The following is a 26,561-nucleotide window of genomic DNA, read 5'->3' on the forward strand; positions in this document are numbered from 1 at the left end:
ACGACTAAGGTCTAGTGTGTCACGAAAAGTGTATTATGGAAATCGTTTTCGAATTTATTTTGGAAATGGCTTCCATTTTTTATTTGCGCTTTTTATATGCGCAATACAGCGCAGCGCAGGCGGGTGCCTGCGCTGAAAGGTAGCTAAGCGTCGAGTGCGCTTACGTTTGAAAAAAGGAGGGGGGAGGGGCTAGGCGTTCTTCGCACTCAAGCCGAGTGCCCAGAGAATGAAGGCGTCTTGGCGAGCGCTGTCTTGCCACGCTTTGAACCGGCCCGAGGCGCCACCGTGGCCGCTACTCATGTCGGTGTAGAGCAGCACCGGCGCGCTGCCTTGCTGCACCTGACGCACCCGGGCGTAGAACTTGGCCGGTTCCCAGTAGCTCACCCGCGTGTCGAACCAGTTGCCCTCGATCCATAGGGCGGGATAGGCCTGGGGGCGAACATTGTCCAGGGGCGAGTAGCCCTGGATACGCTCGGCGACCTCGCGCTCCTCGGGGTTGCCCCACTCGCTGTACTCGGCAGTGGTTAGCGGTAGTTCCGGGTTTTGCATGGTACGCAGCACGTCGAGAAAGGGGACTTCCAACAGCGCGGCGCAGAAGGCCTCGGGGGCGCGGTTGATGCAGGTGCCAATCAAGAGCCCTCCCGCGCTGGCACCGCTGGCGACGATACGCTCGGGGTCGCTCAAGCCTTGCTCGACTAGGGCGTTACGGGCGGCAAGAAAATCCGCGAAGCTATTCTCTTTGTGGGCGAGTTTGCCCTTTAGGTACCAGGGCTCGCCACGTTCGCCACCGCCGCGTACGTGAGCCACGGCAAAGGCCACGCCGCGCTCCAGTAGCCCCAGCCGCGCGATGGAGAACCACGGGTCGAGCGGCTCGCCATAGGCGCCGTAGCCGTAGAGCAGCGTCGGCAGCGGTTGATCGGCGAGATCGGCGCGCGCCACGATCGAGACCGGTACACGCTCGCCGTCGGCGCTTTGCGCCCAGATACGACGGCTGATCAACTTCTCAGGCGGTAGCGCGCCGTGCACCGGCGTGCGCTTGAGCAGGCGGCGCTCGCCACTAGCCAAATCCAGGGCGTACCAGCTTGGCGGCGTGGTGAACGACTCTTCACGCAGGCGCACGACCTGGGTGTCGAAGTGTGGCGTGTCTTCCAGTAACTGCGAACAGACGGGTTCTGGGAGGGCCAAGTGCTCGTCGAGATCGATACGGTGCTGCTCATCGAGCACCAAACGGCGTAACAGTACCTGCGCTTTTGCATGGTCGCGCTCGCTAATCACAAGTCCCCAGGAAAAGGCGTCGACGCCTTCGAGGGTGGTGTCTTGGCGATGGGCGATGAGTGATGTCCACGCGGGGTGAGAATCTTGTAACAGCGCCGCCTCGGCAATGACGTCGAGCTCGAAGTGAGGGCTCTGGGCGTTGTGCAGGCGATAGAAAAATCCCGGGCGGTGTTCGATGCTGTACTCGACACCCGGCGCGCGTGGCTGCAGGCAGCGCGGCGCTTGGTCGGGCGTGCGCGCGGGAATTAAATGGCTCTCGCTGGTCTGCTTGGAGGCGCTTTCGATGATTAGCCACTCCCGCGAGCGGGTCTTGCCCATGCCGACCCAAAACTCAGGGTCGTCATCGCGCCACACTAGTACGGGTTCTTCTGCGCTGGGAGCGTCACTGGAAGATGAAGCGAGCTTGAGCGCCAAGCGCCAGACGCTATCCGGGCGCTGGGTGGCATCGAAGCGCGTGAACAGCAGTGTGGCGGCCTCGGCGCTCTGGTCTTCAGCCCAGCAGAGCGCAGGGCCAATATCGTCGAGAAGCTTGACTGGCGTACCCGAAGGCAGCGCCTTGAGCCAGAGAGTAAAGCGTTCGTCGCCCTGGGTATCTTCGGTCCAGGCGAGCCACTGCTCATCGGGCGAGAGTGCCATGTCGCCGATATCGTAGAACTCGGCCTCACCGGCGCGGGCGTTGACGTCGAAGAAGCACTCGCGCTGCTCGGGCTCGCCGTTAGGATGGCGCCACCAGCGCGGGTAGTCTTGATCGGCGGCGGTTTCGCTCCAGAGGGTGAAATGGTCGAGTGCTGCGGGCAAGCTGGTGACCGCCAACTCGCGCCGGGCAAGGTGTTCGTTATAGAGGTTTTCGGCCAGCGGCGCCAAGGGCGCGAACCAGTCCGCATGCTCGCGGTTGGCAGCGTTGAGAAAAGCGGGAACGTCCGGGGCGTCGCGCTGTTCTAACCAGTGCCAAGCGGGATCGTTCGGGCGATAATAGCGTGCAACGACTTCCTGGGCGGGCGTCTCGGGCTGTGCTTTCATGAATAGACAGGTACCATAACGGTCAGTGAGATTGAGCGGTCATCGAAATCGAGCAGTCGTCGCCATCAACGCAGCGACGCGAGTCACATCCCCTTATAGAGGTATGCACGTATTATGCTGGTTGGAGAGTCAATGTCACTGTTGTGGCTAAGTTATTACGCTGTGTCGCTGGTCGTTCTCGTGGCCGTCTATCTGGCACTGGGTATTTTTCCACGCTTGCTGCGTCTGGTACTGACCTGGGTGATCGCTGGGGCCATGTGGGCGCCCGCGCGCTTTCAACTGCCGCTGCTCGAAGACGGTGAGTTCTACACCGGCTGGGCGCCTGCGGCCATGGTAGCGGCGGTCAGTACCTTCGAGCACGACCACTCTGCGCTTCTCGGTGGGCTTTTGTGGCTGATCGTGTTCATGGGCGTGGGAGCAGTCGTTGGCATTGCCCTGTGGTGGCGCAAACGCACGCCCGAACTTGACGACGAAGACGACACGCCTCAGCCCCGCCGCCCGCGTGCGCCGCGCCAGGAGCCTTCGGTCGCCCGTCGCGAACCGGTCATTCGCTAGTCAGTTAGGGTAGCCAGTCAGGATAATCAATCAGGATAGCCAGCCAGGAGAGCCTGCGTGTGTGAGCTGCTGGGCATGAGTGCCAACGTCCCAACCGATATCTGCTTCAGCTTCTCCGGCTTTCTGCATCGCGGCGGCGGCACCGGGCCGCACCGCGATGGCTGGGGGATCGCTTTTTACGAAGCTGGTGGCTACCGCGAATTTCGCGACCCGCACCCGTCGGTGGACTCGCCCATTGCGCGACTGATTTGCGACTATCCGATCAAGTCCCATACCGTCATCAGTCATATCCGCCAAGCCAACGTCGGTGGGGTGAACCTGGCCAATACGCACCCTTTCACCCGCGAGATGTGGGGGCGTCTGTGGTGCTACGCCCATAACGGCCAGCTAAGCGGCTGGCAAACGCTGCCTCTCGATGTATTTACGCCTGTCGGCAGCACCGATAGCGAGCACGCCTTTTGCTATCTGCTTGGCGAGTTGCGCCGCGAATTTCCTACCCCGCCCGAGGCGCCCGAAGCACTCTGGCAGGCGGTACATCGTGCCTGTGAGCGCTTGCGCGAACTCGGGGTATTCAACCTGCTGCTCTCCGATGGCACCTATCTGTATACCTACTGCACCACCAAGCTTGCCCATATCACCCGGCGCGCACCCTTTGGCGAAGCTGTGCTTTCGGATGCCGAAATGACGGTAAACTTCGCCGAGCACACCACCTGTCACGACATCGTATCGGTGATCGCAACCGAGCCGCTGACCCAGAACGAACGCTGGTGCAAGATGGCCCCAGGAGAGCTTTTGGTCTGGCGCAATGGTGCAATCGAGGCGCGCTTCGAGGCATCAATGCCCATCTCGGTATAAGCTGTCAGCAACACCTGCTTGAAATAAGCGTTTGAAATAAGAACAAGTCGATGACGACATCGACCGCAACCAAGGAGACTGCCATGAGCGAGCACGCCGCTGACCCTATCCTCAAGGGCCCTGAGCTCGACGGCCTGGACGACTATCGTTCGATCGCCGATGTCTTTCACGCCGCCGTTACGCGCTTTCCCGACAAGCCCGCCTTTACCTGTATGGGTAAGACGCTGAGCTTCTCCGACCTCGACCGTCTCTCGGCCGACTTCGCCACTTGGCTGCAGCACGAAACCGACTTGGAACCGGGCGATCGCATCGCCATTCAACTACCCAACGTACTGCAGTTTCCGGTCTCGGTGTTCGGCGCGCTGCGCGCGGGGCTCGTGGTGGTCAATACCAATCCGCTCTATACCGAGCGCGAAATGGCCTACCAATTCAAAGACTCGGGCGCCAAGGCGATCGTGATTTTGGCCAATATGGCCGCTAAGCTCGACAAGATCCTCGGTCAAACCGAACTCAAGCACGTACTGGTCACCGAGATTGGTGATCTACACGATTTTCCCAAGCGTCTGCTTATCAACGCCGTGGTCAAGTACGTCAAAAAGATGGTGCCGAGCTACTCGCTGCCCAAGGCCATTGGTTTTCGCAGCGCGCTGCGCGACGGCGCCCGGCACAGCTATCAGGACGTCGAGCGCACCCTCGACGACATGGCCGCGCTGCAGTACACCGGCGGCACCACCGGGCGGCCCAAGGGCGCTATGCTGACCCACCGCAATCTGGTAGCCAACATGCTCCAGGCGCGCAAGGTCATCGGTACCCACTTGGATAATGGCAATGAGCTGGTGATCGCGCCGCTGCCGGTCTATCACATCTACACCTTCACGGTGAACTGCCTGTTTTTGATGGAAACCGGCAACCATTCGCTGCTGATCACCAACCCGCGCGATCTCGACGGTTTCGTCAAGGAGCTCAAAGGGCTCAAGTTCACCGCTTTCATCGGTCTCAATACGTTGTTCAATGCCCTGTGCAACCGCGAAGACTTTCGCAATCTCGATTTCTCGCGTTTGAAGCTCACCATCTCCGGCGGCATGGCACTGACCAAGAGCGCGGCCAAGCGCTGGGAGGAGGTGACCGGTTGTGCCGTCGCCGAAGGCTATGGCTTGACCGAGACCTCGCCGGTGGTCAGCTTCAACCCCACCGACGCCATTCAGCTCGGTACCATCGGCAAGCCCGTTGCGGGCACCGAGGTGAAGGTGGTCGATAGCGAAAACCGTGACGTCGCCTTTGGTGAGCCGGGCGAGCTCTGCGTGCGTGGCCCGCAGGTGATGAAGGGGTACTGGCAGCGCGATGACGAGACCCGTGAGGCGATCGACGAAGGCGGCTGGTTCCATACCGGGGATATCGCCGTGCTCCAGAACGACGGCTACATCCGCATCGTCGACCGTAAGAAGGACATGATTCTGGTCTCGGGCTTCAACGTCTACCCCAACGAGGTGGAGGAGGTCGCCGCCGCCCACCCTGACGTGCTGGAGTGTGCCGCCGTGGGCGTGCCGGACGAAGACAGCGGTGAGGCGATCAAGCTCTTCGTGGTATCGAAGAATCCTCAGCTCGACGAGCAGACCCTACGCACCTGGTGCAAGAAAGAGCTCACATCCTATAAAGTGCCGCGCTTCGTCGAGTTCCGCGACGAGCTGCCGAAGACCAACGTGGGTAAGGTGCTGCGCCGCCAACTGCGCGATGAGGTCAAAGAGAGCACATCGTGATATTCGAGGATTAGCGGCCTGATCGGCTAGGCGTTAGGCGTCGAGGATCAGAAAGCGCTACACTATCCGGCCCGCTCGTTCGAGTGGGCCACTTTTTTACCTCTTTTTTTACGCTCCCCGCGTACGAGGATGACCGTCGAACCGACCGTGACCAACGCCATGCCCGAAGCCTCCCAAGACGCCCAGCGCCTCGCTGCGCTGACGCAGCGCAGTGCCACGCTCATGCACCGCGACACCCAGCGTATCGACCGCCGCTTACGCAATCTCGAGCGGCGCCTGCGCGAGCGCAAGCCCATCGACCGGGGCTTGAACGAGCTTACGGGCGAGCTCGAGCGCGCCGAGCAGCGTATCGCCAAGCGTAACGCCGTGCCCGTGAGTCTCGATTATCCCGCCGAACTGCCTGTCGTAGAACGGCGCGAGGATATCGTCGCGGCCCTACGCGAGCATCAGGTGGTGATCGTGGCCGGTGAAACCGGCTCGGGCAAGACCACCCAGCTACCCAAGATGTGTCTCGAAATCGGCCGTGGGCGGCGCGGGCTAATAGGGCACACCCAGCCCCGAAGGCTGGCTGCACGCAGCGTCGCCAACCGCTTGGCCGAAGAGCTCAAGGTGACGCTGGGCGAGCAGGTGGGCTATCAGGTGCGCTTCACCGATCAGACCAACGACGCGACCTTGGTCAAGCTGATGACCGACGGCATTCTGTTGGCCGAGACCCAGCACGACCCGCTGCTGCTGCGCTACGACACCCTGATCATCGATGAGGCCCACGAACGTAGCCTCAATATCGACTTCCTGCTGGGGTATTTAAAGCGACTGTTGCCGCAGCGCCCGGATCTTAAAATAGTGATCACCTCGGCGACGATCGACGTCGACCGCTTTGCCGCCCACTTCGGCACGCCAGAGAGGCCTGCGCCCATCGTCGAGGTGTCCGGCCGTACCTATCCGGTCGAGGTGCGCTATCGCCCACTGGTGCGCGACGCCGACGACGAAGAGGATCGCACTCTGCAGGAGGGGATCGTCGAGGCGGTGGCCGAGATCGAGACCATCGAACGCGAGAAGGGCTGGCTGCACGGCCCGCGCGACGTGCTGGTGTTCTTGCCCGGCGAGCGCGAAATTCGCGAGGTGGCCGACGTGCTGCGGCGCGCCGATTTCAAGGGCACCGAGATTTTGCCGCTCTATGCCCGACTCTCCAACGAGGAGCAGAACCGAGTCTTCGCGGCCCATCGCGGGCGGCGGATTGTGCTTGCGACCAACGTGGCCGAAACCTCGCTCACCGTGCCGGGCATTCGCTACGTGATCGATCCCGGCCTGGTGCGCATTAGCCGCTACAGCTATCGCTCCAAGATCCAGCGCCTGCCGGTAGAGCCGGTAAGCCAGGCCAGCGCCAACCAGCGTAAAGGGCGCTGTGGCCGGGTCGCCGAAGGGGTGTGCATTCGTCTCTTTGATGAGGCCGATTTCATCGCTCGCCCTGAATTCACCGACCCCGAAATCCAGCGCACCAACCTGGCCTCGGTGATTCTCTCCATGCTGTCGCTGAAGCTGGGGGACATCGAAGCCTTTCCCTTCGTCGACCCGCCCGATGGGCGTTTCGTCAAGGATGGTTTTCGCCTGCTGTTCGAACTGGGCGCGGTCAGTGAGCAGCAGCGCATCACCGAGCTTGGACGTAAGCTCGCGCGTTTGCCCATCGACCCGCGGCTGGCGCGGATGGTGCTGGCGGGCGCCGAGTTTGGTAGCCTGCGCGAGGTGTTGATCGTGGTCTCGGCGCTGGCGATCCAGGACCCCCGCGAGCGTCCCGCTGACAAACGCCAGGCCGCCGATCAGGCGCACCTGCGCTGGCACGACCCCGGCTCGGATTTCGTTGCCCTGATCAACCTGTGGCACGGCATCGACAACGCCCGCGAAGCGCTCTCCAGCAACCAACTACGCCGCTGGTGCCGTGAGCACTTCATCAACTACCTGCGCGTGCGTGAGTGGCACGATACCTTTCGTCAGCTACGCCAGCTGCTGCGGGATATGGCCATCGAAGTGCCGCCGCCCAAGCCACGCGACCCCGACGAGAGCGAAGAGCAGGCCCGTCAGGCTAGGCACACTACCTCGGGTAAGCTGCACCAGGCGCTGCTCTCGGGGCTCTTGTCGCATATCGGCATGCTCACCGAGAATCGCGAGTACCTTGGCGCGCGCAACCGTAAGTTCAATATCCATCCCGGCTCCGGCATGGCCAAGAAATCGCCCAAGTGGCTCATGGCGTTCGAGCTCGTCGAGACCTCGAAGCTCTTTGCTCGTACCGTGGCCAAGATCGAGCCGCAATGGATCGAGCCCCAGGCGCTGCATCTGGTCAAGCGTAGCTACAGCGACCCGCACTGGGAGATGAAGCGCGCCCAGGTGGTGGCCAAGGAGCAGATCACGCTGTTTGGCCTGCCCATCGTCAGCGGTCGCCGGGTGCACTACGGCACCATCGATCCTGACGAGTCGCGAACGCTATTCATCCGCCGCGCGCTGGTCGAAGGCGAGTACCGCACTCAGGCGGCGTTCTTTGCCCATAACCGCGCGCTGATCGAAGAGGTGGAGTCGCTCGAGGACCGCGCGCGGCGTCGTGACATCCTGGTCGATGAAGAGACGCTGTTTGGCTTCTACGACGAGCGCATCCCGGCCCATGTCGTCAATGGCAAGGGGTTCGAGCACTGGCGCAAACAGGCGGAGCGCGAAACGCCCGATCTGCTCAAGTTCGACCGCGCTGCGCTGCAGGCGCGCGATGCCCAAGACGTCAACACCACCCACTATCCCGATCAGTTGGTGCTCGCAGGCGTGACCTATCCGCTGGCGTACCACTTCGAGCCCGACGCCGAGGACGATGGCGTCACCCTTACGCTACCCGCAGCGATGCTGTCGCAACTGCCCGAGCACGCGCTCGATTGGCTGGTGCCGGGCCTTCTGCGCGAGAAGTGCATTGCGCTGATGAAGTCGCTGCCCAAGAGCCTGCGTCGCCAGGTGGTGCCGATTCCCGACTGGGTCGATGCCGCGCTAGAGTCCCTGGTGGCCGATAATCGGCCGTTAACCGAGGCGTTGGGCGAGTTCATTCGCCGCCGCACGGGCGTGCGCGTGCACCCCGATGACTGGCGCCTGGAGCAGCTTCCCGCGCATCTCAAGATGAACCTGCGGGTGGTCGATCACGAGGGTAAAACGCTGGGCCAGGGGCGGCAGTTGAGCGAGCTGGTGGCCAGGTTCGAGCGCGCCGCAAGCGAGGGTGCCCAGGCGCTGGCCAAGAACGCGCCGAACGCTCCGGCGCTAGGTGGTCTTCCGCAGACGCCGCTTCCCGCCTCGAGCGTAACCACGCAGGCGGGTATTCGCGTTGAGGCCTTTCCTGCGCTGGTGCACGAAGGGAGTGAATTTCGCGTGGTGCTGTTCGATCACCCGGCCAAAGCCGAAGCCGCCCACCGCGAGGGCGTAGCGCGACTCGCCATCGAGCGCCTGCCCAGCGAAGTGCGTGCGATCAAGCGCTTGGCCGATGTGGAGAAGAGCGCACTGCTGTTTGCCAAAGTGGGCAGCAAGCAGGCGCTAATCGATGATCTACTCCTGGCAGTCTTCACTCAGGTCATGGCCGAGGCGGCGCTGCCGCGCGGGCAGGCAGCGTTGGAGGCGCGGCTGGAGGAAATTCGCCCCCGGCTGGTACCTCACGCCGAGGCGCTGCTCGTGCGCGTCAAGGCCGCGCTCACCGGGCATCTGGCCGTGACCAAGGTGCTCAAGGGCAAGCTCAATTTTGCCTTGGCGCTGGTGTATAGCGATATCAGCGCGCAGATGCAGCGCCTGGTCTATCCTGGCTTCATTTGCGCCGCCGGTGATTGGCTGGCGGAGTACCCGCGCTATACCGAAGCGGCGTTGATCCGTCTGGAAAAGGCCGGGCGCGAACGCGGGCGTGACCAACTGCTGATGCACGACGTGCAGGCGTTGGAGGCACGCTTTGACGCGCGCCGCGAAAGCGAGCGCCGCGGCCGCGCCGAAGACCCGGCGTTGGTCGAATTCGGCTGGTGGATTCAGGAGCTGCGTGTGTCGCTATTTGCCCAACAGCTGGGCACGCGGATGCCGGTGTCGGCTAAGCGGTTGGAGAAGCATTGGCAGGAGATCACCAGCGTTTAGCGCCAGACTGGCAAAATGCGCGCCGAGCGCGCAAAGTATACTCAATGAGACGCCCCTGAAGAGGCCGCGCTTGAAGAGCAAGCCGAGTCGGCAAGAGGAGAACGGCATGACAAAAGCGGTGATCACCGGTACGGGACTCTATACGCCGGCGCACGCTATCGATAACGCGACGCTGGTCGAGGCGTTCAATGCTTGGGTAGATAGTGAAAATGCCCACCTGGCCAGCGCCATCCAGGCCGGTGAGCGTGAGCCGCTGGCCTACTCCAGCAGCGAGTTCATCGAGAAGGCCTCGGGGATCAAAAGCCGCTTCGTGATGGACGCCGAAGGCATTCTCGACCCTAAGCGCATGCGCCCTCGGCTGCCCCAACGCGATAACGACGAACCCTCGGTTCAGTGCAGCATGGCGCTCGATGCCGCTCGCGAGGCGCTGGCAAAGGCGGGCGTCGATGCCGCCGAGATCGAACTGGTGATCGTTGCCTGTTCGAACCTCGAGCGTGCCTATCCGGCCGTCGCCGTCGAGCTTCAGCAGGCGCTCGGAGCGCAAGGCTACGGTTTCGACATGAACGTTGCCTGTAGCTCGGCGACCTTTGCGCTGCATACCGCCGCCAACGCCATCGCCAGCGGCGCGGTGAAGCGCGCGTTGATCGTCAACCCTGAGATCTGCTCGGCGCATCTTAATTTTCGCGACCGTGACAGCCACTTCATCTTCGGCGATGCCTGTACCGCCATCGTGCTCGAAAGCGATGACGTCGCCACCGCCGCCGAGCGCTTCGAGATTCTCGGCACACGCTTGGTGACGCAGTTCTCCAACGCCATTCGCAACAACGCCGGTTTTCTCAACCGCGTTACCGATAGCGACCCGCTCGCGGTAGATAAGCTTTTCGTCCAAGAAGGGCGGCGAGTGTTCAAAGAGGTGTGCCCGCTGGTAGCACAGTTGATCACCCAGCATTTGGCGTCGCTCGAGCTCGAAGGGGGCGATCTCAAAAAGCTGTGGCTGCATCAGGCCAACCGCCACATGAACGACATGATCGCCCGCCGCGTGCTAGGCTTCGACCCCGATACCGAGCAGGCGCCGATCATTCTCGATCGCTACGCCAATACAAGCTCGGCCGGTTCGATCATTGCCTTCCATCTGCACCGCGAGAACATGCGCGCCGATGACATCGGAGTGATCTGCTCTTTCGGTGCGGGGTATAGCGCCGGTAGCGTCGTCGTTCGGCGCCAGTGAGAACGAGAACAGCAACATGCCAAAAGGAACGTCTATCATGCTGAGCCTGCTGGGTCGGGTGAACTTCCCATGCCGTAGTGGCCTTACGCGGTTCATGCTCGCCACGCTTATGCTCAGCCTCTTGAGCGGCTGTGCCACGACCCAGTCGATGCAAGAGCCCAACCCTGCCGACCCCTGGGAGGGTTTCAACCGCCGGGTCTTTGCCTTCAATGACGTGGTCGATCGTTATACCTTGAAACCCGTTTCTCAGGGCTATCGGGCAGTGACGCCCGACCCGGTGCAAACCGGGGTGAGCAACTTCTTCTCCAACCTGTGGGAAGTGCGTACCGTGGTCAACAGTCTCCTGCAGGGCAAGTTCGCCAATGCGGGCAAGGCCACGGGGCGTTTCGTGATCAACTCGACCGTAGGGATCGGTGGGCTTCTCGATTACGCCACCCATATGGAAATCCTCGCCGACAAAGAGGACTTCGGGCAGACGCTGGCAGCCTGGGGCTGGCAGGATTCGCGCTACTTGGTGCTGCCTCTGCTGGGGCCGAGCACGCTGCGCGATACCACGGGGCTTCCAGTCGATCTACGCTCCAACCCACTCGCCTATATGGATAACGAAGAGCTTCGCTATACGCTGGCGGCGCTGGGTATCATCGACGTACGCGCAGGCTTGCTCGATCAGGAAGAATTGATCAGTGGTGATCGCTATAGCTTCATTCGCGATGCCTACCTCCAGCGGCGCCAGTTCGAGATCAACGATGGCGAGCTGGGCGATGACCCGTTCTCCATGGATGACTTTGATTTCGAGGACGCTGATTTCGACGACGCTGACTTTGACGATGCTGGTTTCGACGACGCGGCCATGGATGATCGCGACGCGCTTAGTAACGAGACGGTCGTCGACTGAGGCCCTTCATGGCGCAATCCAAGCATCTGGTCGCGGTGATCAACGCCTCAGGGCCCGAACGCGACGCCCTGGCCGAGGCGATCACCTGCGGCGGTATGTGGGTCTATGCCGCGGCTGACACCCAAACGCTGCCCGCTGAGACGGCTCTCGTCGTGGTTCATGCCAGCGCCGTGCCGCCTGGTGAGTGGGCCGCGCTGAGCGAGCGCGTGCCTACGCTGGTGGTGAGCGACTCGCGCAAGGATCTCGAACTGCTCAAGGCGATCGATGCCGGCGTGGTGGATTACATCGTCGAGCCATTGCGCCACGCCGCGCTACTGCGCCACATGATTCGTAAAGTGATCGAGCTTCGCCATCTCGAGATCGAGCGTGAGCGTGACCGGGCGCGTCTGGCCGAGCTCAATGAGAGCTTAGAGACGCATTTGGCGCTGCTACGTATGGATCAGCAAAGCGGTAGCCATATTCAGCGGCGCTTACTGCCCGCTCGCCCGAGCGAGATCAACGGCATTCATTACGACTACTGGTTTGCGCCGTCGCTCTATCTCTCGGGAGACTTCCTCGACTACCAGCGCTACAACGCGCGCTATAGCGCGTTCTATTTTGCCGATGTGGCGGGTCATGGCGCTTCGTCGGCGTTCGTCACCGTGCTGCTCAAGTACCTGTGTAACCGCTGGCTCAGTGAGTGGGACGGCGAGCACCCGGAGGCGCTACCTGCCGCCTGGCTTGCAGCGATGAACCGCGAATTGCAGGATGCCAACATTGGCAAACATGCAACACTTTTCGTCGGCGTTATTGACCGCGAGACGCAGACTCTGCACTATTCGCTCGGCGCTCAGCTGCCTATGCCGTTATTGGTGGCGAATGGAGAGCTGATCGCGCTCGACGGTGAAGGCATGCCGGTAGGACTTTTCCCCGATGTGGAGTATCCTGCGCTGAGCTGTCGACTACCCGACACCTTTCGCCTCTGGCTATGTTCGGATGGGGTACTGGAGTGTTTGCCCGGCAAGACGCTGGGCACACGGCTCAAGGAGCTTGAGCAATTGGTAAGCGAAAGTGACACGCTTGAGCAGTTGCGCGATCGGCTCGCAGCGACCAACGCGCTCCTCGCCAAGGGAGACGCCGAGGACGAGACGAGCACGGATCGCGATGCGTTACCCGATGATCTGACAATCATGATGGTGAGCGGTTTTGGTCATGCTGATTGAAGAAGGCCGTATCAAAGCGGCGTTCGATTCCGGTGTTTTTGTATTGAAGCTGTGTGGCGACGTACGCCTGACCCTGTGTGCGACGCTGGATACCCAGGCGCAGCGCCTGGCGGCAACGCCTGGGCTCACGGCCGTAATGATCGATCTACGCGAGGCCTCCAACGTCGATTCCACCGCGCTGGGGTTTCTGGCCAAGGTGGCCATGGCGGTGAAAGGGCGTTTGGAGCAGCCACCGACGATCATCGTCGATAACCCCGACGTGCGCCAAATGCTCGACGTCATGGGCTTCTCACGTTTTTTTACCCTGCTGAGTGCGCCGCTGGCGCCCTCGGCGGAGCTCCCCATGGAGGAGCTTCCCGAAGTGCCGGCCGACGAAGAGGGAATGCGCCAGCGTATTCTCGAAGCGCACCGCATCCTCATGCACATCAACGAGCACAACCGCGAGCAGTTTCAGCCGCTGGTAGAGATGCTCGAGACGCATCAGCACGCACCGAGCTAGGTCTAAGACCGCTGCTCTAGGTCATCTCGCCAAATGGAACGCTATAACGCCAAACGCCTCGCTTTTGCGAGGCGTTTGCGTTGGTCAGCCACCTAACTTTGGTTACCTGTTCTTTGGTTGCCTGTGGGGCAGACGATCAGTGGCGCAGTTTGGCGAGCAGCTCTTCGAGCTTGCGTTGGTCGGCCATGAACTTGCGGATCCCCTCGGCGAGCTTGTCGCTGGCCATCTCGTCCTCGTTGAGCGCCCAGCGAAACTCTGCTTCGGTGAGGGGCTCGGGCGTTGCCTCGCGGGCGGTGGGAGGGGTAAGCACGCGGGTGAGCTCGCCCTCGCGGGAGGCCAACTCATCGAGCAGGGCAGGGGAGATGGTCAAGCGATCGCAGCCCGCCAGCGCCTCGATCTCGCCGACGTTTCTGAAGCTTGCGCCCATGACGATGGTGGCGTAGCCGTGCCCTTTGAGGTGCTCGAAGATGCGCTTCACCGAACGCACGCCGGGGTCGTTGGCACCGCTGAAATCGGCATCGGGCTCGCGCGCTTTGTGCCAGTCGAGAATGCGCCCGACGAAGGGTGAAATCAGCGTGGCACCGGCGTCGGCGCAGGCCTGGGCCTGGGCGAAGCCGAACAAGAGCGTCAGGTTGGTGCGAATGCCCTCGCGTTCGAGCTGGCGCGCGGCTTGAATGCCCTCCCAGGTCGAGGCGATCTTGATCAGGATGCGCTCGGCATCCACACCCTGCTGGGCGTAGCGTTCGATGAGGCTATGCGCCCGCGCAATGGTGGCATCGGTATCGAAAGAGAGGCGCGCGCTGACCTCGGTAGAGACATAACCCGGCACCAGGTGACTGATTTCGGTGCCGAGTTCGACGGCAACGCGGTCGAGTGCCGTATCGACATCGCTGCTCTCGCGGGCGATGCGGCTCATCCGCTCACGGTGATCCTGATGCTGCGCCGCCTGGAGAATCAGCGAGGGGTTGGTCGTCGCATCTTGTGGGGCGAAACGGCGAATGGTATCGAGATCGCCGGTATCCGCTACCACGGTGGTCATGCGTTTGAGCTGGGTCAGGTAATCGTTGGCCATGTGCTTCCCTTCGTTTGCGTCGCGCTCTATAGCGGTGGTGTGCGTTGGCATTGTGCATCGTCGTGCCGATCACTGTAGCAAGGCTTGGGCGCGCTGGGTATCGTCCTTCGATCTAAGCGCTAGAGCCACCCTGTCTCTTAGACGATTTGGCTGTATGATTAGCTGCCTTATCGACCGCTTGCTCTCGCCTCTTTTCAACAGGAGCCCGTTTTGAAGCTGACCTCCCGTCAGACGGCGCTGCTCGTCGCCGCCAATACGGCGTTGGCGCCTTTCGCCATCGATGCCTATTTGCCCGCCATCGAGATAATCTCCGATACGCTCGATACCACCATCCATCGAACGGAACTCTCGATCAGCGTCTTTTTGCTCGGGTTTGCTTTGGGGCAGCTCTGTTTTGGGCCGCTGTCGGATCGGGTAGGGCGTAAGCCAGTGCTGATGGGAGGGCTCGTGGTGTTCATGCTGGCGAGCCTGATGATTGCGCAAACCAGCGACCTTTCATCGCTTCTGATCTGGCGCTTCGTGCAGGCGTTGGGCGGAGGAGCTTGCGTGGTCAACTCGGCGGCAATCGTGCGTGACTGCTTTAGCGGGCGCGAGGCTGCCAAGGTGATGTCGACCATGGCCATGATCATGATGCTGGCGCCGCTGGTGGCACCTATGGTGGGCAGCGGGCTTTTGTACCTGGCGGGTTGGTGGCTGATCTTCGTTTTCCTGGCGGCCTACGCAGCATTTTTACTCTGGCTGCTGGGCACCAAGCTGCCTGAAACGCGCGATATGACACTGCCCGCCGCAACGCCGCGCCAAGTGCTGGGCAACTACGCAAGTATTCTGCGCCATCGCGAGGGGATGGGGTACATCTGCGCCGTTGCCGCTTCCTTTGCTGGGCTTTTCGCTTTCGTTACGGCCTCTCCCTACGTCTATTTGGAGTACTTCGATATTTCTGCCGCACACTATCCGCTGGTGTTCGGCGTCAATGTCATCGTCATTGCGCTCTCCAATCGGGTCAATATTCAGCTGCTACGAACGCGTACGCCGCAGCAGAACCTGCGTTTGGGGCTGGCGGTACAGCTCTGCGCGGGCGCGGGGCTTCTCGGCGTGACGCTCTTGGGGCTTGCAGAGCTGTGGGTAGTCGTAGCGCTGGTGATGGTGTTCACCAGCATGATCGGGCTGATTACGCCCAATGCGATGTCGGCGCTGCTCGATCATTTCGGCCATATCAGCGCGACCGCTACGGCGCTGCTCGGCGGCATTCAGTTCACTTGCGGCGCGATTGCAGGGCTGATGGTCAGTGGCTTCGAGGTGCCGCACTTATGGCCCATGGTGGTGACCATGTTGCTCGCCTCCGTACTTGGCAATATTGGCGTGCGCCAGCTCACACCGCAAAAGCTCGCTTATGATGAGTAGCCTCATGCAGTGGCTAGATATACCCTTATCGACGTGGCTTGGCTGTGCGCTGATTTTGGCGCTGGGCGCATTCTTGCAGCGGATCACGGGGTTCGGCTTGGCGGTGGTGGGGGCGCCGGTGCTATTGATGCTCGAGCCGCGTCTGGTGCCGGTTCTGCTGGTGCTGTTCGGTCTTACCGTGTCGCTGATGATGGTGCGCCACTACTGGCGCGAAGTGCGCTTCGAGCATATAGGTCTTGCGTTACTCGGGCGACTGCCGGGAAACGCGCTAGGGATTTGGCTGCTGCTCGCCGCGCCGATGGTGGTGCTGGAGAAGCTCATCGCCGCCATCGTGCTCTTCGCCGTCTTGGTGACGCTGTGTCGCTTTCGCCTGGCGGTCAATCGCCTCACCCTGTTTGGGGCCGGTATCCTGTCGGGCATTTTCGGCACCATCGCCGCTATTGGCGGGCCGCCCATTGCGCTATTGCTGCATGCCATGCCGCCGGATAGCGTGCGCGGCAACCTGGCCGCCTACTTTACGCTCACCTCGCTTTTGACGCTGGTCACCTTGGCGCTGGCCGGTATGGTGCAGCTGTGGCACTTTCAGGTCGCGCTCACCTTGCTGCCTGCGGTGCTGGCAGGCAGCGCCCTGGCCGATGCCATTGCCCACCGGGTCAATAAGCGCTGGATGCAGCGCCTCTCCGTCACCCTCTGTACCTTCGCTGCCCTCATGCTATTGCTGTAATTCGTCGTTCGATTACGCGCTGTCATATTTCTGCAACGATAGCGCGGCACACTTCCCTTCGTGAGTGGCCCGAGAGGCCTGTGATACCGGTCGGTGAGCGCTGCCCGGACCTCCAACCAGAAGGGAACAGGACGATGAACGTGACAAAGCGTACGCTGGGTGTGGCAGTAGCCGCCGCATTGGCAACGGGTGTTTCGACCGCCGCAATGGCTCGCGATACCCTTCAAATCGCGGGTTCTTCTACGGTGCTGCCGTTTGCTAGCATCGTGGCCGAAGAGTTCGGTAACACCTATGCCAACTTCAATACGCCGGTCGTCGGTTCCGGTGGCTCGGGCGGCGGTCTGCGTCAGTTCTGCCAGGGCGTTGGTGAGAACACCATCGATATCGCCAACGCATCGCGCCCCATCCGCAGCGGTGAAGTCGCCAGCTGTAACGAAAACGGCGTCAACGAAATTCTTGAAGTGATGTTCGGTTACGACGGCATCGTTTTCGCCTCGCGCATCGACCGTGGTGAGTTTGAACTCACTCCCGAGCACGTCTTCAAGGCCGCCGCTGCCAAGCTTCCCCAGGATGGTCAACTGGTCGACAACCCTTACACTCGCTGGTCTGAGATCGATGCCAGCCTGCCTGATCAGGAGATCGTGCTGGTCATTCCAGCCTCCAACCACGGTACGCGTGAAGTCTTCGAAGAGAAGGTGATCCATCCCGGCTGTGAAAGTGTCGCCGAAATCGAAGACGACGCCTGTAACAACCTGCGCGGTGATGGTCGGATCGTCGAGATTGCCGGTGACTACACCGAAACGTTGGCGCGCCTGGATGCCCAGGCTGATGCCGTGGGCGTCTTCGGTCTGAGCTTCTACGACCAAAACCGTGACCGTTTGCAGGTGGCGACGGTCGATGGCGTGACGCCAAGCCTTGAAACCATCGGTTCTGGCGAGTACCCGGTATCGCGTCCGTTGTTCTTCTACGTCAAGGGTGAGCATCTTGACGTCATTCCGGGCCTGGCCGAGTACACCGAGTTCTTCCTCAATGAAATGACCTCTGGCTACGGCAGTCCCTTGGAGGACGCCGGCCTGATCCCGATGAGCGACGAAGAGCGTTCTGAAGCGATCGAGCAGTTCCAAGCGCGCACCGTGGTAACGCCCGCTGAGTAAGACGCCAATTCGCAACTGGCCATTCGCGTCGACATCGCCTGGCGGTGTCGGCGTTTGAACGTAGGAAAGAGTAGGCGGAGAAACGATGAGCAACCTTGCCCTGTTAGCCTTACTGCTGGTCGTTATGGCGCTGGCTTACCAGCTGGGCCTAACGCGAAGCCGTGCGGTTGCGGCAAATCGCGATGTGCGCATGCACTCGCGCCCCGGTTATTACGGCGTGCTGGTGGCCCTGTGGTGTGGGCTACCGGCACTGGCCCTGTTCGTACTCTGGTCGCTGTTGGCCCCACAGCTGATCGATGCCCTGGTTACCCAACAATTACCTCCTGAGCTTGTGGCGTCGCTAAGCCAGCGGGAGCTCGATGTCTTTCTGCGCCGCGCGGCTACCTTGGCAGCAGGCGGTAGCGTTGCCGGGGGCGCTAGCCCCGAGGAGCTCACCGCTGCTGCGTATATCAACCGGCTCTCGACCTTGGAGAATTTGATTCTGGTGGCGCTGATGGCGGTATTTGCCGTGGCGGGGCTTGTCTATGCGCGGCGGCGCATTTCCCCTCGTTTGCGTGCGCGCAATCAGGTCGAGCGGGTGATCACCTTTGCTTTGGCCAGCAGCTCGGCGATCGCTATTTGCACCACGGTGGGCATCGTGCTCTCGATGCTGGGCGAGGCGATCAAGTTCTTCACCTTCATAAGCCCGGCGGAGTTCTTCTTCGGCACGACCTGGAATCCGCGCTTTAGCTCATCGGGCTCGTCGGCCCAGGGAGAGTTCGGTCTCTTACCGCTTCTCTGGGGGACGCTAATGGTCAGTGCCATCGCGCTACTGGTCGCCATTCCGGTGGGGCTGATGACCGCGATCTACATGGCCGAGTACGCTCCGGCGTGGCTGCGCAACGTGGCCAAGCCGATCATCGAGATCCTCGCGGGTATTCCTACCATCGTCTACGGCTTTTTCGCTTTGATCGTGATCGGGCCGTTCTTGTCGAGTCTGGGCGATCTCATCGGTATCAACATTCGTACCACGAGTGCGCTCACGGCAGGTTTGGTGATGGGGATCATGATCATTCCCTTCGTCTCGTCGCTCTCCGACGACATCATCACTCAGGTGCCCAAGTCGCTTCGTGACGGCGCCCTGGGGCTCGGCGCCACCAAATCGGAAACGATTCGTCAGGTGGTGTTGCCCGCGGCGCTGCCGGGCATCGTCGGCGCGTTTTTGCTCGCGGCCAGTCGCGCCATCGGGGAGACCATGATCGTGGTGCTGGCGGCGGGCAACAACCCGGTGCTGCATGCCAACCCTTTCGAGGCGGTTTCGACCATTACCGTCACCATCGTCAATCAGTTGACCGGCGATATGGACTTCGCCAGCCCCCAGTCGCTGGTGGCCTTTGCGCTGGGGCTGACGCTCTTCGTGATCACTCTGTGCTTGAACGTCATCGCCCTGGTGGTGGTGCGTAAATATCGCCAGCAATACGAGTAAGCGACCATGTCCATGACCATTGAACAGCGTCGACAGCATCGCCTTTCGACGATCGAGAAATCGCTGGCGAGGCGGCATTCTAAAGAGAAGCGCTTTCGCTTCATGGGGTTGGCCGCCATCGTTACCGGCATGACCCTGGTCGCCATCCTCTTCGCCAGCATCCTGATGCGCGGCGTGCCGGCTTTCTGGCAGGCGACCTTTACCCTTGAGGTCTACATGGACCCCGAGGTGATTCAGCTCGACGCCCGCCCAGTGCGCCAAAGCGGCGAGAGCCAAGCCGATTTCGAGACGCGCCTGCAGAGCTGGCAGACTCAGGTGGGCCTGGTCAACTGGCAGTCGCTTCTGGATAGCGCCCTCGAGCATGCGCTTGGCGAGGAGGTCGAGTCCCGCCAGCTACGCGATCTGCGCGCCTTGATCGCCTCCAACGAACGTTTCGCCCTGCGCGACCGTTTCCTCGCCGATCCCAACCTACTTGGGCAGCGCGTTGAAACCAAACTCTTGGCCGATGCCAACGTCGATGTGTGGCTTAAAGGCAACATCGACCGTAACCTGCCCGACGCACGCCAACAGCTCAGCCCTCAAACCCGTGCGTGGGCCGACCGTCTGTATGCAGAAGGGGTGATCCAAAACGCTTTCAGCACGTCGCTATTCTTGAATTCGGATTCGCGCAGCTCTGCGGCATCGGCAGGCTTGGCGGGGGCGTTCATGGGGTCGCTGTTCATGATGCTGATCGTGATCTTGCTCTCGGTGCCGTTGGGGGTCGCGAGTGCGATCTACCTGGAGGAGTTCGCGCCCAAGAACCGCATCACCGACCTGATCGAGATCAACATCAATAACCTTGCTGCGGTGCCTTCGATCGTCTTTGGTCTGCTCGGGGCGTCGATCTTCATCGGTTACTTGGGCCTGCCGATTTCGGCCCCGCTGGTCGGCGGGTTGGTGCTGACGCTAATGACGCTGCCGACCATCATCATCGCCACCCGCGCGTCGCTGCGCTCGATACCGCCCTCGGTACGCCAAGCGGCGCTGGGTATCGGGGCATCGCGGGTGCAAACGGTCTTTCATCACGTGTTGCCGCTGGCTCTGCCCGGCATTTTGACGGGCTCCATTCTTGGGGTAGCCCAGGCCCTGGGGGAGACGGCGCCGCTTTTGCTGATCGGCATGAACGCCTTCGTTGCCAACGTGCCGGGCACCCCGTTGGACCAATCCACGGCGCTGCCGGTGCAGATCTATTTGTGGCAGGGAAACGAGCTGCGAAACTTCTTCGAGGCGCGTACCTCGGCCGCCATCATCGTGCTGCTGGCACTGATGCTGAGCCTGAACGCGCTGGCGATCTGGCTGCGTAAAAAATTCGAGACGAGGTGGTAAGTGAATACTTCAGTACAGCCTGCAAGCACGGCCCCGGCAATTAACGTCGGCGGCGGCGAAACCCGCACCAGCAAGGCCAAGGAAAAGGTCAAGATGAGCGCCGAGGCGGTCAAGGTGTTCTACGGCAATACTCAGGCGATCAACGGCATCGATCTTGAGATCTTCGAAAACGAAGTGCTGGCGTTCATCGGTCCATCGGGCTGCGGCAAGTCGACGTTCCTACGTTGTCTGAACCGCATGAACGATACCATCGACATCTGCCGCGTCGAGGGGCGTATTACCCTGGATCAGCAGGACATCTACGCCGCTGAGCGTGATGTGGTGCTGCTGCGCGCCCAGGTGGGCATCGTGTTTCAAAAGCCCAATCCGTTTCCCAAATCGATCTACGAGAACATCGCCTATGGGCCACGTTTGCACGGTCTGGCCAAGCGCAAGGCCGAGCTCGACGACATCGTGGAGAGTAGCCTGCGCCGCGCCGGGCTATGGGATGAAGTGAAGGACCGTTTGGATCAGCCCGGCACCGGGCTTTCCGGCGGCCAGCAGCAGCGTCTATGCATTGCGCGCACGGTGGCGGTGAGCCCCGATGTCATTCTCATGGACGAGCCTTGCTCGGCGCTCGACCCGATCGCCACAGCCAAGGTAGAACAGCTGATCGACGAGCTCAGCGAGAGCTATACCATCGTCATGGTGACGCACAACATGCAGCAGGCGGCGCGCGTTGCCGACCGCACCGCCTTCTTCCATCTGGGGGATCTGGTCGAGGTCGATACCACCGACCAGATATTCACCAATCCTCAGGATCAGCGCACCCACGACTACATTACCGGACGCTTCGGCTAGTGGTTACGCTGACCCCTTTGCTTAGTCGATGAGCTCTACGCCTACCGCCGTGGCTTCGCCGCCACCGATACAAAGGCTTGCAATGCCACGGCGGCCACCGCGCTGGCGCAGGGCGTGAATCAGCGTGGCGATGATGCGTGACCCTGTGGAGCCTACCGGATGCCCCTGCGCGCAGGCGCCGCCGTAGACGTTGACCTTGTCGTGGGAAAGGCCAAGATCGTCCATCGCCATCAGTGTCACCACGGCAAACGCTTCGTTGATCTCGAACAGATCGACGTCGTCGACGCGCCAGTCAAGGCGTCGCAGCAGCGTTTCGATGGCACCGACCGGGGCGATGGTGAACTCGCTGGGATGACGCGAGTGGGTGGCGTGGCCGCATAGCCGCGCCAGCGGCTTGGCCCCTACGCGGTTTGCCGCAGCGTGGCTTGCGAGTATGAGCGCCGAGGCGCCGTCCGAGATAGAGCTTGCATTGGCGGCGGTAATCGTACCCTCTTTGGCGAAGGCCGGGCGCAGCTGCCGAATCTTATCGAGCTTGGCCTGAAACGGCTGCTCGTCCTGTTCGACCCGTGTTTCTCCCTGGCGTGAGGTCACCGTGACCGGTGCCATTTCGGCGTCAAGGTGCCCCGCTTGGGTGGCGGCCATGGCGCGCTCTAGCGAGGCGATGGCGAAGTCGTCCAGCCGCTCGCGAGTATAGCCGCGCTGGGTCGCGATCTCCTGGGCGAACACGCCCATCAGCTTGCCCGTTTCGGCATCCTCGAGCCCATCGAAGAACATATGATCCTTGAGCTCGCCGTGGCCTAAGCGGTAACCGCCGCGCGCCTTGGTCAAAATATGCGGGGCGTTGGACATCGACTCCATACCGCCAGCCAGCACGATCTCGGCGCTGCCCGCCTTGATGACGTCGTGGGCCAGCATGGCGGCTTTCATGCCGGAACCGCACAGCTTGTTGAGCGTCGTGGCGCCCACGCCGTCGGGAATGCCTGCCTGACGCATGGCTTGGCGCGCCGGGCCTTGCTTTACCCCACCGGGCAGCACGCAGCCCATGAAGCCTTCGTCGATGGTGTCGGGTGCGATGGCGGCGCGCTCGATGGCCGCTTTGATGGCGACGGCGGCAAGCTCAGGTGCGCTCACGCTCGAAAGGCTGCCCAGCAGGCCGCCCATGGGCGTGCGGGCGGCGGAAAGGAAAACCACATCGGTACTCATTGGCGCTGCTCCATTGGGTTTTGTCATTATGATGGCAAGCATGCTGGTCTTGGCGTTGGTGCTTACTGCGTTGACCCGCTAGCGTCGCTGTGGTCTGCTCGCTGCTAACCAAGCAAGCGCTAGTGTGAACTCAATGAATGTAATGAATGCCTCACCGCGTCGCAAGGAACTGACCCGACTGGCCGCTCAGCTTTTCGTTCAAGAGGGGTTCGACCGTACGACGGTGCGCATGCTGGCGCAGGAGATGGGCATCAAGTCGGGTAGCCTGTTTCATCACTTCAAGGATAAGCACGAGATTCTCGCGGCAGTGATCGAGGAGGGGACTCAGAACGCGCTGAATATCGCCCAGCAAGCGCTCGATGACTGCGGCCGCGACCCCGAAGTGCGCCTGCGCACCATGGCGCGCGCGCATCTGGAGACGCTGTTTGCCGACCGCAACGCCCACGTCGTCGCGCTCTTCGAGTGGCGCCGTCTCGATCCATCAGCAAGCGCCCATTTGCGCCATCTGCGCGATGCCTACGAGGCGCTTTGGGTCGACGTCATCGACGATGCGCTGCGCGCGGGCATCCTGCACGGCGATCGCTTTTTGGTCGCACGCTTCGTGCTTGGCGCTCTGAACTGGACGGTACGTTGGTACGATCCACACGGAGCACGTACGCCAGACGAGCTCGCCGATGAGCTGGTCGCCATGCTGCTGCCAAACGCCGACACGACCAACGTATAAGCCTTTCGCCGCACTTGTTCCTTGCGCCGCTTGGCGATTGCTCTTAGCGTTGAGACTAAAGGTTTCCGTTAACGTCAACGGCGCTTTGGGTGGTCGAGCGCAAAAAGGGTTTTAATAGCAGCTTCGTCAATAACACTTCATCAATAACAACAATGAGGTTCTCATGTCTACCACATCGTCTCGGCCTTCGCTGCCGTCCTATCAGAGCTATCTCGGCGACTTCTCCATTGATGACGTGCTGGCGCGTCTGAGTGATCAGGGCGATGGCAAGCTCAATGCTTTCGATGCCTGCTGTGGTCGACATCTGCGCGCGGGTAAAGCCGACGAGCTGGCGCTAATACAAGAGGATGCGCAGGGCCACGTCCACCACCTGAGCTTTGCCCAATTGGATGAGCAGAGCGCGCGGCTAGCGGGTTGGTTTGAGAGCCGTGGGCTCAAGGAGGGAGATCGCATCGCTTGTATGCTGCCGCGCTCGCCTGAGTTAATGGTTGCCGTTCTTGCCACTTGGCGGATCGGTGCGGTCTATCAGCCGCTCTTTACCGCTTTTGGCAGCGATGCCATCGACTACCGCTTAGCGCGCGCCGAGACTGCCTTGGTGATCACCGACGCCGCTAACCGCGCCAAATTTGCAGGCATCGAGCGCTGCCCGCCGGTACTAGCGCTTGGAGGTGGCGACACCGGGTATCCGGATGATCTGGAGTGGGCAAAGGCGCTTGCGCATGCCCCCTCGTCCCAGCCGCCGCCCAGGCTCTCGCCAGAGGCGCCGTTTCTACAGATGTTTACCTCGGGCACCGTGGGCAAGCCCAAAGGAGTCGCCGTACCGCTCTTTGCGCTGGCCGCTTTTGCGCTTTACATGGAGCTTGCCATCGATCTGCGTGAAGGCGACCGCTTTTGGAACATGGCCGACCCAGGCTGGGCGTATGGACTTTACTACGCTATTACTGGCCCGCTTCTTCTGGGCGTGACCACCCACTTTTGCGAGGCAGGCTTCTCCGCCCAGGGTGCGCTGGATTTCATGCAGCGCCATGGCATCACCAATTTCGCCGCCGCTCCAACCGCCTACCGGCTAATGAAGGCCTCGGGCCTTTTCGATGACGCAGGCGAGCGCCTTTCCCTACGCGTGGCGAGCTCGGCGGGCGAGCCGCTCAATACCGAGGTGGTCGGCTGGGTGGAGCTCGCGCTGGGCTGTCCGGTCATGGACCACTACGGGCAAACCGAGACGGGTATGACCTGCTGCAATCATCACGCCCTCGAGCACCACAAAGAAGTAGGTGCTATGGGGTTGCCGCTGCCGGGCTATCGACTCGCCGTGCTCGACACCGAGTTCAACGAACTACCTCCCGGTGAATCGGGCGTGCTGGCGGTCGACGTCAAGCGTTCGCCGGCCTACTTCTTTCAAGGCTATACCTGGCAGGAGAAGCACCCTTTCGTCAATGACTACTACCTGACCGGTGATGTGGTCATGCAGCAGGCCGATGGCAGCTTCCAGTTTGCCGGGCGCGACGATGACATTATTACCACGGCGGGGTATCGCGTTGGGCCTGCCGATGTGGAGAACACCGTGCTGACCCATCCGGCCGTTGCGGAGTCCGCCGCCGTGGGTCAGCCCGATGCCATTCGCGGCGAGATCATTAAGTCTTTCGTCGTGCTGCGTGACGGCCATGCGCCATCCAAGGCGCTAGCAGAAGAGATCAGGCAGCGCGTGCGCGAGCGCCTTTCGAGCCATGCCTTTCCACGCGTCGTCGAGTTCGTCGATGAGCTGCCTAAAACACCCAGCGGCAAGATCCAGCGCTTCAAGCTGCGCACCCAGGCGGCCGGTGAGCACCAGCATGCCCTTGGCGAGCGGGCTTACGGTGCCTCACCCGATCAAGCCTGATGACAACAAGGATAAAGTGATGCACGTTGCAGATAATACGTTTTTGGTCACGGGAGCAGCCTCAGGGTTGGGTTCAGCCGTCGCGCGGCGGCTTATCGATAAGGGCGCCAAGGTAGTGCTGTGTGACCTTAGTGAAGATGTCGAAGGCTTATCGACTAGTCTGGGGGGCAGCGCGCTTGCCTGTAGGGGCGATATCACGAGTGCGGCGCAAATGACGGCGATCTTCGAGCGCGCGGCTGTCTTTGCCGGTGAAGCAGGGCTTGCGGGGGTCGTTCATTGTGCTGGCGTGGTTAGCGTGGGCAAACTGCTCGATCGTGACGGCAACCCGACAAACCTCGATGCGTATGCCAAAACCATCGATATCAACTTGGTGGGTACCTTCAACGTCATGCGCTTGGCGGCGGCGGCAATGGCGGGTAGGGCGCCGGGTGAAGAGGGCGAGCGAGGCGTTATCATCAATACGGCATCGATTGCGGCTTTCGATGGCCAAGTGGGGCAGTGCGCCTACAGTGCCTCCAAGGCGGGTGTTGTGGGGATGAGTCTGCCTGCGGCGCGCGAGCTGTCACGCTATGGCATTCGCGTTATGGCCATCGCCCCTGGGGTATTCGAAACCCCTATGATGGCGCAAATTCCCTCCGAGGCGGCGCAGGCGCTCGCAGCCTCCATTCCGTTTCCCAAACGTTTGGGGCGGGCTGATGAGTTCGCGCTTCTTGCCGAGCAGATCATTACCAACCCGATGCTTAATGGTGAAGTGATTCGCCTCGATGGCGGGATTCGCATGCAGTAAAGAGTAAACGCTAGGCCGCGCATGAAATAATTTTACAAACCCCTTGCCAAGCCCGGGGGTAATCCGTAAAGTACGCATCCGCTGCCGGGGGACGCCAAGCGCACCGGCGGTGATGAGACTGAAAAGTCTTGGTTTGTCAGGGAGTTACCAGGGTGTTGAACGCCTGCTTGACAAACACTCGGAAGTGCGTAGAATACGCCTTCCTCGCTGAGGCAGCGTCTCCGGTCATCGAGACATGCTGATAGCGACGCTCTTTAAAAATTGATCAGGTAATTCATGTGGGCGCTTGCCGATGAGGGTGATCCATCACCCATTATCAAGGCAAGCGACCGAAAGAGTATCTCTTATAAGATGTCTCTTTCAAAGTTCGTTTGAACCTTGAGCCAAGTTTGATCCGCTTTCATTGTCCTCGGACGGTGAGTAAGGATCGCATTGATCTTAAACTGAAGAGTTTGATCATGGCTCAGATTGAACGCTGGCGGCAGGCCTAACACATGCAAGTCGAGCGGCAGCACGGAAAGCTTGCTTTC

The 26,561-nt window shown here is 61.3% G+C and carries 20 protein-coding genes and 1 rRNA gene; 18 read left to right on the top strand and 3 right to left on the bottom strand.

What is annotated here, in order from left to right; translation table 11 throughout:
* Positions 1-189 precede the first annotated feature (189 nt).
* Complete coding sequence (locus LLY24_RS06705; protein WP_259035502.1) at positions 190-2,295, bottom strand: S9 family peptidase; 2,106 nt, start codon at positions 2,293-2,295, stop codon at positions 190-192.
* 132 nt (positions 2,296-2,427) lie between these two features.
* On the opposite strand from LLY24_RS06705, the gene LLY24_RS06710 reads away from it, so the two are divergent.
* The 8 genes from LLY24_RS06710 to LLY24_RS06745 all read left to right on the top strand — a co-directional run bounded on the left by LLY24_RS06710 (position 2,428) and on the right by LLY24_RS06745 (position 13,420).
* Positions 2,428-2,850, top strand: a complete 423-nt coding sequence (locus LLY24_RS06710) for a hypothetical protein (protein WP_345799640.1) — start codon at positions 2,428-2,430, stop codon at positions 2,848-2,850.
* Between the two features lie 57 nt (positions 2,851-2,907).
* Positions 2,908-3,705 carry a class II glutamine amidotransferase gene (locus tag LLY24_RS06715; RefSeq protein WP_259035504.1) on the top strand — a complete coding sequence of 266 codons (798 nt, stop codon included), beginning with the start codon at positions 2,908-2,910 and terminating at the stop codon, positions 3,703-3,705.
* An 83-nt stretch (positions 3,706-3,788) separates the two neighbouring features.
* Positions 3,789-5,462 carry an AMP-binding protein gene (locus LLY24_RS06720; protein WP_259035505.1) on the top strand — a complete coding sequence of 558 codons (1,674 nt, stop codon included), beginning with the start codon at positions 3,789-3,791 and terminating at the stop codon, positions 5,460-5,462.
* 129 nt (positions 5,463-5,591) lie between these two features.
* Entirely contained in the window at positions 5,592-9,596 is a 4,005-nt protein-coding gene (hrpA, locus tag LLY24_RS06725) for an ATP-dependent RNA helicase HrpA (RefSeq protein WP_259035506.1), read from the top strand.
* A 106-nt stretch (positions 9,597-9,702) separates the two neighbouring features.
* Complete coding sequence (locus LLY24_RS06730) at positions 9,703-10,824, top strand: beta-ketoacyl-ACP synthase III (RefSeq protein ID WP_259035507.1); 1,122 nt, start codon at positions 9,703-9,705, stop codon at positions 10,822-10,824.
* Positions 10,825-10,861: 37 nt separating this feature from the next.
* A complete protein-coding gene (locus LLY24_RS06735; protein ID WP_427854542.1) occupies positions 10,862-11,719 on the top strand; it encodes an MlaA family lipoprotein in 858 nt (285 codons plus the stop codon).
* Positions 11,720-11,727: 8 nt separating this feature from the next.
* The gene (locus tag LLY24_RS06740; RefSeq protein WP_259035508.1) at positions 11,728-12,921 is read left to right on the top strand and encodes a PP2C family protein-serine/threonine phosphatase; all 1,194 of its coding nucleotides are present in this window, start codon (positions 11,728-11,730) and stop codon (positions 12,919-12,921) included.
* A complete protein-coding gene (locus LLY24_RS06745; protein ID WP_259035509.1) occupies positions 12,911-13,420 on the top strand; it encodes an STAS domain-containing protein in 510 nt (169 codons plus the stop codon). The genes LLY24_RS06740 and LLY24_RS06745 overlap by 11 nt, the downstream gene beginning before the upstream one ends.
* Positions 13,421-13,556: 136 nt before the next feature.
* Here LLY24_RS06745 and tal read toward each other — a convergent pair whose 3' ends face one another.
* Complete coding sequence (gene tal, locus LLY24_RS06750; protein WP_259035510.1) at positions 13,557-14,492, bottom strand: transaldolase; 936 nt, start codon at positions 14,490-14,492, stop codon at positions 13,557-13,559.
* Between the two features lie 210 nt (positions 14,493-14,702).
* On the opposite strand from tal, the gene LLY24_RS06755 reads away from it, so the two are divergent.
* From LLY24_RS06755 to pstB, 6 genes are all read left to right on the top strand, one after another.
* Positions 14,703-15,893, top strand: coding sequence for a Bcr/CflA family multidrug efflux MFS transporter (locus LLY24_RS06755; protein WP_259035511.1), 1,191 nt, complete (start codon positions 14,703-14,705; stop codon positions 15,891-15,893).
* A gap of 4 nt (positions 15,894-15,897) precedes the next feature.
* Positions 15,898-16,617, top strand: a complete 720-nt coding sequence (locus LLY24_RS06760) for a TSUP family transporter (RefSeq protein WP_427854543.1) — start codon at positions 15,898-15,900, stop codon at positions 16,615-16,617.
* 134 nt (positions 16,618-16,751) lie between these two features.
* Positions 16,752-17,771, top strand: coding sequence for a substrate-binding domain-containing protein (locus tag LLY24_RS06765; protein ID WP_259035512.1), 1,020 nt, complete (start codon positions 16,752-16,754; stop codon positions 17,769-17,771).
* Positions 17,772-17,856: 85 nt separating this feature from the next.
* Complete coding sequence (pstC, locus tag LLY24_RS06770) at positions 17,857-19,236, top strand: phosphate ABC transporter permease subunit PstC (RefSeq protein WP_259035513.1); 1,380 nt, start codon at positions 17,857-17,859, stop codon at positions 19,234-19,236.
* Between the two features lie 6 nt (positions 19,237-19,242).
* Positions 19,243-20,601, top strand: a complete 1,359-nt coding sequence (pstA, locus tag LLY24_RS06775) for a phosphate ABC transporter permease PstA (RefSeq protein WP_259035514.1) — start codon at positions 19,243-19,245, stop codon at positions 20,599-20,601.
* Between the two features lie 93 nt (positions 20,602-20,694).
* Positions 20,695-21,441, top strand: a complete 747-nt coding sequence (pstB, locus tag LLY24_RS06780; RefSeq protein ID WP_259035538.1) for a phosphate ABC transporter ATP-binding protein PstB — start codon at positions 20,695-20,697, stop codon at positions 21,439-21,441.
* A gap of 21 nt (positions 21,442-21,462) precedes the next feature.
* Here the strand turns inward: pstB and LLY24_RS06785 are convergent, their stop codons facing one another.
* Positions 21,463-22,644: an acetyl-CoA C-acyltransferase gene (locus LLY24_RS06785; RefSeq protein WP_259035515.1), complete on the bottom strand. Its 1,182-nt coding sequence runs from the start codon at positions 22,642-22,644 to the stop codon at positions 21,463-21,465.
* A gap of 142 nt (positions 22,645-22,786) precedes the next feature.
* On the opposite strand from LLY24_RS06785, the gene LLY24_RS06790 reads away from it, so the two are divergent.
* The 4 genes from LLY24_RS06790 to LLY24_RS06805 all read left to right on the top strand — a co-directional run.
* A complete protein-coding gene (locus LLY24_RS06790; protein WP_259035516.1) occupies positions 22,787-23,368 on the top strand; it encodes a TetR/AcrR family transcriptional regulator in 582 nt (193 codons plus the stop codon).
* Between the two features lie 163 nt (positions 23,369-23,531).
* Entirely contained in the window at positions 23,532-25,244 is a 1,713-nt protein-coding gene (locus tag LLY24_RS06795; protein ID WP_259035517.1) for an AMP-binding protein, read from the top strand.
* Positions 25,245-25,263: 19 nt separating this feature from the next.
* Entirely contained in the window at positions 25,264-26,031 is a 768-nt protein-coding gene (locus tag LLY24_RS06800; protein WP_259035518.1) for an SDR family NAD(P)-dependent oxidoreductase, read from the top strand.
* Between the two features lie 440 nt (positions 26,032-26,471).
* Positions 26,472-26,561 (top strand): 16S ribosomal RNA (locus LLY24_RS06805); the annotation flags it as partial.

The organism is Halomonas dongshanensis, assembly GCF_024790395.1.
Lineage (GTDB): Bacteria > Pseudomonadota > Gammaproteobacteria > Pseudomonadales > Halomonadaceae > Vreelandella > Vreelandella dongshanensis.